This is a genomic window from Streptomyces hoynatensis (assembly GCF_003626535.1).
Taxonomy (GTDB): Bacteria; Actinomycetota; Actinomycetes; order Streptomycetales; family Streptomycetaceae; genus Streptomyces; species Streptomyces hoynatensis.
Window position 1 is genome coordinate 1 of sequence record NZ_RBAL01000044.1, and the last position, 8,225, is coordinate 8,225.

Here is an 8,225-nt window from a genome sequence, read left to right on the forward strand (position 1 = left end):
GTGGGTGCGGAGCAGACGTTGGAGGGTGTGGGTGTTGAGGGTGTGACGGTGGGGTCGTTGCGGCGGGGTGAGGGTGGCCCGGCGCGGTTTGTGCGGTCGCTGGCGGAGGCGTGGGTGGCCGGGGTGCGGGTGGAGTGGGGGGCGCTGTTCGCCGGTTCCGGTGCGGTGCGGGTGGACCTGCCGACCTACGCCTTCGACCACCAGCGTTACTGGCCCAAGCCCACCGAAGCGACCACGACCACCACCGCCGACCCCGTGGACACGAGCTTCTGGGAGGCCGTCGAACGGGCCGACCTCGACTCCCTCGTCTCCGAACTCGGCGTGGCCGACGACGGCGAACGCGCCTCCCTGGGCGCCGTCCTGCCGACCCTGTCGGCCTGGCGGGAGCGGCGCCGGGCCCGTTCGGCCGTGGAGTCCTGGCGCTACGCCGACACCTGGGTGCCGCTGGGCGGCACCACCGCCGCGGCCGGGCCGGCCGGCCCGTGGCTCGTGGTGGTGCCCCGGGGCTGGCGCGAGGACGCCTGGCTGGCCTCGGTGGTGTCCGAACTGGGCGCGGAGGCCACGCCGGTGGAGGCGGAGACCGCCGACCGGGCCGCCCTCGCCGCCCGGTTCGCCGCGCTCCCCGAGACCCCGTTCGCGGGCGTCGTCTCCCTCGTCGGCCTGGCGGCCGGGCAGCCCGAGGCCGCGGCCGGCGACGTGCCGGACGGCCTGGCCCTGTCCCTGACGGTCGCCCAGGCGCTGGGCGACGCCGCCGTCACCGCCCCCGTGTGGTGGGTGACCAGGGGAGCGGTCTCCGTCGGCCGCGCCGACCGGGTGACCGAGCCGGGTCTTGCGGCTCTGTGGGGTATGGGCCGGGTGGCGGCGCTGGAGATGCCGGCCCGTTGGGGTGGCTTGCTGGATCTGCCGGTGGAGTTCGATGCCCGTGCGGGGCAGCGGCTGCGGGCTGTTCTGGCAGACGCCCGGGGCGAGGATCAGGTGGCCGTGCGCTCTTCTGGGGTGTTCGGTCGTCGTCTGGTGCGGTTGCCGGTGGGGGTGGTGAAGCGTCCGGGTGGCTGGGTGCCGTCGGGGACGGTGCTGATCACGGGTGGTACCGGTGGTCTTGGTGGGTTTGTGGCGCGTTGGGCGGTGGAGCGGGGGGCCGAGCACGTGGTGCTGGTCAGTCGCCGTGGCCTGGAGGCGCCGGGTGCCGCGGAGTTGCGGGACGAGCTGGTGGCGGCCGGTGGCCGGGTGACGGTGGCGGCGTGTGACGTGGGTGACCGGGAGGCCCTGGCGGGGGTGATCGCGGGCATTCCGGCGGAGGTTCCGCTGCGGGCCGTGGTGCACGCCGCCGGCGTCGGCGCCGGCGACGCACCCCTCGCGGACCTGTCCCTGGACCAGCTCGGCGCCCTCCTGCGCTCGAAGATGACCGCGGGCCGGCACCTGCACGAGCTGACGGAGGGCATGGACCTGGATGCGTTCGTGCTGTTCTCCTCCGGGGCGGCGATCTGGGGCAGTGGGGGGCAGCCCGGCTACGCGGCCGGCAACGCCTTCCTCAACGCGCTGGCCGAGTACCGGCGCGGCCGGGGCCTCACCGCCACCTCGATCGCCTGGGGCGCCTGGGCCGAGGCCGGCATGGCCACCGACCCGGTCATGGCCGACCAGCTCATCCGCCGCGGCCTGCTGTCCATGGAGCCCGGCCTGGCGCTGGACGCGATGCAGCAGGCCCTCGACGAGGACCTGACCTTCCTGACGGTGACCCACACCGACTGGTCCAGGTTCGCGCCCAGCTTCACCGCCGAACGCCCCAGCCCCCTCCTGACCGGCATCCCCGAGGTCCGCGAGGCCCTCGCCGAACCCGAACGGGACGCCGAAACCGCGGGCGGCGAAGCCGAGTTCGCGCGGCGCCTCGCCGCCATGCCGGGAACCGAGCGGACCCGGGCCGTCCTCGACCTGATCCGCGGCGAGGCCGCCAGGACCCTCGGCTTCGAGTCGGAGGCCGACCTGCCCGCGGGCCGCGCCTTCCGCGAGGTCGGCTTCGACTCCGTCATGGCCGTCGAACTCCGCAACCGGCTCAAGGCCGCCACCGGCCTGGCGCTGCCCGCCTCGCTCGTCTTCGACTACCCCACGCCGCGGGAACTCGCCGCACACCTCGTCGGCGAACTGCTCGGCGGCGAGGCCGGGACCGAGGCCGCGGCACCCACCAGGGACCTGCCCTCCGTCGCGGACGACCCGATCGCCATCGTCGGCATGGCCTGCCGCTACCCCGGCGGCGTCAGCACGCCGGAACAGCTGTGGCAGCTCGTCCTGGAGGGCACCGACGCCATCTCCCACTTCCCCACCGACCGCGGCTGGGACCTCGACTCCCTCGCCAGCGCCACCTTCGAGGGCGGCTTCCTCACCGACGTGGCCGACTTCGACGCCGGCTTCTTCGGCATCTCGCCGCGCGAGGCCATGGCCATGGACCCGCAGCAGCGGCTCGTGCTGGAAACCTCCTGGGAGGCCATCGAGCGCGCCGGCATCGACCCGCAGTCGCTGCGCGGCAGCCAGACCGGCGTCTTCATGGGCACCACCGGGCAGGACTACCACGACCTGCCCGGCAGCGAGAGCGGCGTCTCCAGCGTCTACGCGACCACCGCGTCCGTGGCCAGCGTCATCTCCGGACGCGTCTCCTACACCGCGGGCCTCGAAGGGCCCGCCGTCACCGTGGACACCGCCTGCTCCTCCTCCCTGGTGGCGCTGCACCTGGCGGCCCAGGCGCTGCGCGGCGGCGAGTGCGACCTGGCGCTGGCCGGCGGCGTCGCCGTCATGTCCACCCCGAGCGCCTTCTCCGCCTTCACCTCGCAGGGCGGGCTGGCCCCCGACGGCCGCTGCAAGTCGTTCTCCGACGCCGCGGACGGCACCGGCTGGTCCGAGGGCGTCGGCGTCCTCGTCGTGGAGCGCCTCTCCGACGCCGAACGCAACGGCCACCAGGTCCTCGCCCTGGTCCGCGGCTCCGCCGTCAACCAGGACGGCGCCAGCAACGGGCTGACCGCCCCCAACGGCCCCTCGCAGCAGCGCGTCATCCGGCAGGCCCTGGCCGGCGCCGGCCTGTCCACCCGGGACGTGGACGCCGTCGAGGCGCACGGCACCGGCACCACCCTCGGCGACCCCATCGAGGCCCAGGCCCTGCTCGCCACCTACGGGCAGGACCGGGAACGGCCCGTGCTGGTCGGCTCCATCAAGTCCAACCTCGGCCACCCGCAGTCCGCGGGCGGCGTCGCCGGCGTCATCAAGATGGTGATGGCGCTGCGGCACGGCATCCTGCCCAAGACCCTGCACGTCGACACCCCCTCCACCCACGTGGACTGGACCTCGGGCGCCGTCGAGCTGCTGACCGAACAGGCCGCCTGGCCCGAGGTGGACCGCCCGCGCCGCGCCGGCGTCTCCTCCTTCGGCGTCTCGGGCACCAACGCCCACGTCATCCTCGAACAGGCCCCCGAGCCCGCCCCGGCGCCCGCGCCGGCGACGCCCGCCGTCCCGGCCGCGGTCGTGCCCTGGCCGGTGTCCGGGCGCAGCCAGGAGGCCCTGGACGCGCAACTCGGCCGCCTCGACGCCTTCCTGGCCCGCCACCCCGGCCTCGACCGGCTCGACGTCGGCTACTCCCTGGCCACCACCCGCTCCGCCTTCGAGCACCGCGCGGTGCTCCTCGCCTCCGCCGACGGCGTCACCGAGATCGCCAGGGGAGTGGCGAAGGAGGGCTCACTCGCCGCCCTGTTCACCGGGCAGGGCGCGCAGCGCCTCGGCATGGGCCGCGAACTGTACGGGCGGTTCCCCGTGTTCGCCGACGCGCTGGACGCGGCGCTCGCCGAGTTCGACACCCTCCTCGACCGGCCGCTGCGCGAGGTCATGTGGGGCGAGGACGCCGCCGAGCTGAACGACACCGGCTGGGCGCAGCCCGCGCTGTTCGCCATCGAGGTCGCCCTGTACCGGCTGGTCGAATCCTGGGGCGTGCGGCCGGAGTTCGTGGCCGGGCACTCGATCGGCGAGGTGGCCGCCGCCCACGTGGCCGGCGTGTTCTCGCTCGCCGACGCCTGCGCCCTGGTCGCCGCCAGGGCCCGGCTGATGCAGGCCCTGCCCCCGGGCGGCGCGATGGCCGCCGTCCAGGCCACCGAGGAGGAGGTCACCGCCCGGCTCACCGACGGCGTGTCGATTGCGGCGGTGAACGGCCCCGAGGCGGTCGTCGTCTCCGGGGACGAGGCCGCGGTGCTCGCCCTGGCCGGCGAGTTTGCGGACGCAGGCCGGAAGACTAGGCGTTTGTCGGTGTCCCATGCGTTTCACTCTCCGCTGATGGACCCCATGCTGGACGACTTCCGCGCCGTGGTGGCCGGGCTGTCGTATGCCGAGCCGCGCCTCGCGGTGGTGTCGAACGTGACGGGCAGGCTCGCCACGGTCGACGAGCTGTGCACGCCCGCGTACTGGGTGCGGCACGTGCGCGAGGCCGTCCGGTTCGGCGACGGGATGCGGGCCCTCGGGGAGGCCGGGGTGACGACGCTCGTCGAACTCGGCCCCGAGGGCGTGCTGTCGGCGATGGCGGCCGAGACCCTGCCGCAGGCCGTGACGGTCCCCGCGCTGCGGCGCGACCGCGACGAGGAGACCGCCGTGGTCACCGCGCTGGCCCGGCTCCACGTGGCCGGGGCGCAGGTGGACTGGGCGCCGCTGTTCGCCGAGACCGGCGGCCGGCGCGTGGACCTGCCCACCTACGCCTTCCAGCGCAGCCGCTACTGGCCCGAGCCGCCCGCGGCCGGCGACACGGCCACCGGCGAACTCGTCGACGCCGAGTTCTGGCAGGCCGTCGAACAGGCCGACCTGGACTCGCTGGCCGGCGAACTCGGCCTGGCCGGGGAAACGGAACGCTCCTCGCTCGGCGCCATGCTGCCCGCCCTGTCCTCCTGGCGCAGCCGCCGCCAGGCCCGCACCACGGTGAACTCCTGGCGTTTCAGGGAGACCTGGGTCCGGGTGGCCCACGAGCCCGCCCGCCCCGCCGCGTCCCTGCCGGGCACCTGGCTGGTCGTCACCCCCGCCCCCGACCACGCGGAGGGGCTGCCCGGCGCCGTCGCCGCCCTCGGCGAGGGCACCCTCCGGCTGGGCGCCGACGGCCTGGACCGCGCCGGCCTCGCCGCCGCGATCGCCGCACTCGCCGCGGAACACGGCGACCTCACCGGCGTCGTCTCGCTGCTCGCCCTCGACGGCACCGACCACCTCGCCGGCGTCGCCGCCACCACGCTGCTGCTCCAGGCCCTCGGCGACGCCGCGGTTCAGGCGCCGGTGTGGGCGCTGACCCGCGGCGCCGTCACCACCGGCCAGGACGACGAGGTGACCAGCCCCCGGCAGGCCGGCGTGTGGGGCCTGGGCCGGGTCGCGGGACTGGAACTGCCCGGCCGCTGGGGCGGGTTGCTCGACCTCCCCGCGGAACTCGACGCGCCGGCGGCCCAGCGGCTGCGCGACGCGCTGACCGGGGCGCACGGCGAGGACCAGCTCGCCCTCCGCGCCTCCGGCCTGCACGCCCGGCGCCTCGTGCCCGCGCCCCGCACCACCGAGGCGGAGCCCTGGGAGCCCACGGGCAGCGTGCTGATCACCGGCGGCACCGGCGCCCTCGGCGCCCACGTGGCCCGCGACCTGGCCGCCCGCGGGGCCGCCCGCCTCGTCCTGCTGAGCCGCCGCGGCCCCGCCGCCCCGGGCGCCGAGGAACTCCGCGCGGAACTCACCGCCCTCGGCGCCGAGGTCACCCTCGCCGCCTGCGACGCGTCCGACCGGGAGGCCGTCGCCGAGGTCCTGGCCGCCATCCCCGAGGACACCCCGCTGACCGCGGTGGTGCACACCGCAGGCGTGGTCGCCGACGGCGTGCTCGAAGGGCTGTCGCCCGACCGCATCACCCCCGTGTTCGCCTCCAAGGTGACCGCGGCGGCCGTGCTGGACGAGCTGACGCGCGACCTGAACCTGGACGCGTTCGTCCTGTTCTCCTCCGTCGCCGGCGCCGTCGGCAACCCGGGCCAGGCGAACTACGCCGCGGCCAACGCCGTCCTCGACGCCCTCGCCCAGCGGCGCCGCGCCCGGGGACTCGCGGCCACCTCCGTCGCCTGGGGCGCCTGGGCCGGAGCCGGCATGGCCGCCGACAGCGGCATGAGCCAGGTCCTCGAACGCGAGGGCTCGGGACTCATGGAGCCCGAACTCGCCGTCGCCGCCCTGCGCGAACTCGTCACGGAGCCGCACCCGGCCCCGATCGTCGCCGGGCTGCGGCAGCCCGCGATGCTGCGCTGGCTGCTCACCATGCGGCCCAGCCCCTCCCTCCTCGAACTCCCCGGCGCCCGCCGCATCGCCGAGGAACTCACCGCCGCCCGCCGGGAGGCGGAGTCCGCCCCGACCGAACTCCAGCGGACCCTCGGCGCCCTCGCCGAGGAGGAACGCGAGGCGGCCGTGCTCGACCTGGTGCGCGCCAGGATCGCCGCCGTCCTCGGCTACGCGGGAGCCGGGCAGGTCGGCATCGACAGCGCGTTCCGCGACCTCGGCTTCGACTCGCTCACCGCCGTCGAACTCCGCAACCAGCTGACCGCGGCCACCGGCCTCGCCCTGCCGGCCAGCCTCGCCTTCGACTACCCGACGCCGCGCGGCCTCGCCGCCCACCTGACCAGGGAACTCCTCGGCAGCCACGGCGACCTCGCCGTGACCGCCCCGGCCGGCCGCAGCGAGGAGCCCATCGCCATCGTCGGCATGGCCTGCCGCTTCCCCGGCGGCGTCTCCTCGCCCGAGGAGCTGTGGCAGTTCCTCGCCGAGGGCCGCGAGGGCATCGGCGGCTTCCCCACCGACCGCGGCTGGGACCTCGACCTGCTCTTCGGGCCGGGCGCGAGCGACCAGACCCGCAGCATCACCAGGGAAGGCGGATTCCTCGACGGGCAGGACGAGTTCGACCCGGTCTTCTTCGGCATCTCGCCCCGCGAGGCCCTCGCCATGGACCCGCAGCAGCGGCTGCTGCTTGAGACCTCCTGGGAGGCGCTGGAGCGGGCCGGGATCGACCCGGTGTCGCTGCGCGGCAGCCAGACCGGCGTCTTCGCCGGCACCAACGGCCAGGACTACGCCACCCTCGTGGCCGACACCGGCATGGACACCGGAGGCCACGGCGCCACCGGCTTCTCGGCCAGCGTCCTCTCCGGCCGCCTGTCCTACACCTTCGGCTTCGAGGGCCCGGCCGTGTCCGTGGACACCGCCTGCTCCTCCTCCCTGGTCGCCCTCCACCTGGCCGCCCAGGCCCTGCGCGGCGGCGAGTGCGACCTCGCCCTGGCCGGCGGCGTCACCGTGATGTCCACGCCGCTGGTCTTCCCCGAACTCTCCCGCCAGGGCGCGCTGTCCCCCGACGGCCGCTGCCGCTCGTTCTCGGACGAGGCCAACGGCACCGGCTGGTCCGAGGGCGTCGGCGTCGTCGTGGTGGAGCGCCTGTCCGACGCCCGCCGCAAGGGCCACCAGGTCCTCGCGGTGGTGCGCGGCTCGGCGGTGAACCAGGACGGTGCGTCGAACGGGCTGACGGCGCCGAACGGTCCCTCGCAGCAGCGGGTGATCCGCCAGGCCCTGGCCGGGGCCGGCCTGTCCACCTCCGACGTGGACGCGGTCGAGGCGCACGGCACGGGCACCTCCCTCGGGGACCCGATCGAGGCGCAGGCCCTCCTCGCCACCTACGGCCAGGACCGGCCCGAGGACCAGCCCCTGTGGCTCGGCTCCATCAAGTCGAACCTCGGGCACACCCAGGCCGCGGCGGGCGTGGCCGGCATCATCAAGATGGTCCTCGCGCTGCGGCACGGCCTGCTGCCCAGGACCCTCCACGCGGAGACCCCCTCCTCCCACGTCGACTGGGAGGCCGGCGCGGTCCGGCTGCTCCAGGAGCAGGTCGCCTGGCCCGAGGTGGGCAGGGCCCGCCGGGCGGGCGTCTCCTCCTTCGGCGTGAGCGGCACCAACGCCCACGTCATCCTCGAACAGGCCCCCGACGAAGAGCCCGCCACCGGCGAGGACCAGGCGGACACCGCCCCCGCGCAGCCGCAGACGGCGCCGCGGCCGCTCACCGGAGCCGTGCCCTGGGTCGTCTCGGCCAAGACCGAGGCTGCGTTGTCGGGTCAGGTGGAGCGGTTGCGGTCGTTTGCGGCTGACTCTGGTGTGGCTGCGGTTGATGTGGGCTGGTCGTTGGTGTCGTCTCGGTCGGTGTTCGATCGCCGTGCGGTGGT

General features: G+C 75.6%; 1 protein-coding gene. It reads left to right on the forward strand.

All coding sequences use genetic code 11. The annotated features are described in order from the left end of the window. Positions 1–90: 90 nt before the first annotated feature. On the forward strand, positions 91–8,225 hold an 8,135-nt coding region (locus tag D7294_RS31370; protein WP_241562756.1), incomplete at its 3' end, for a type I polyketide synthase.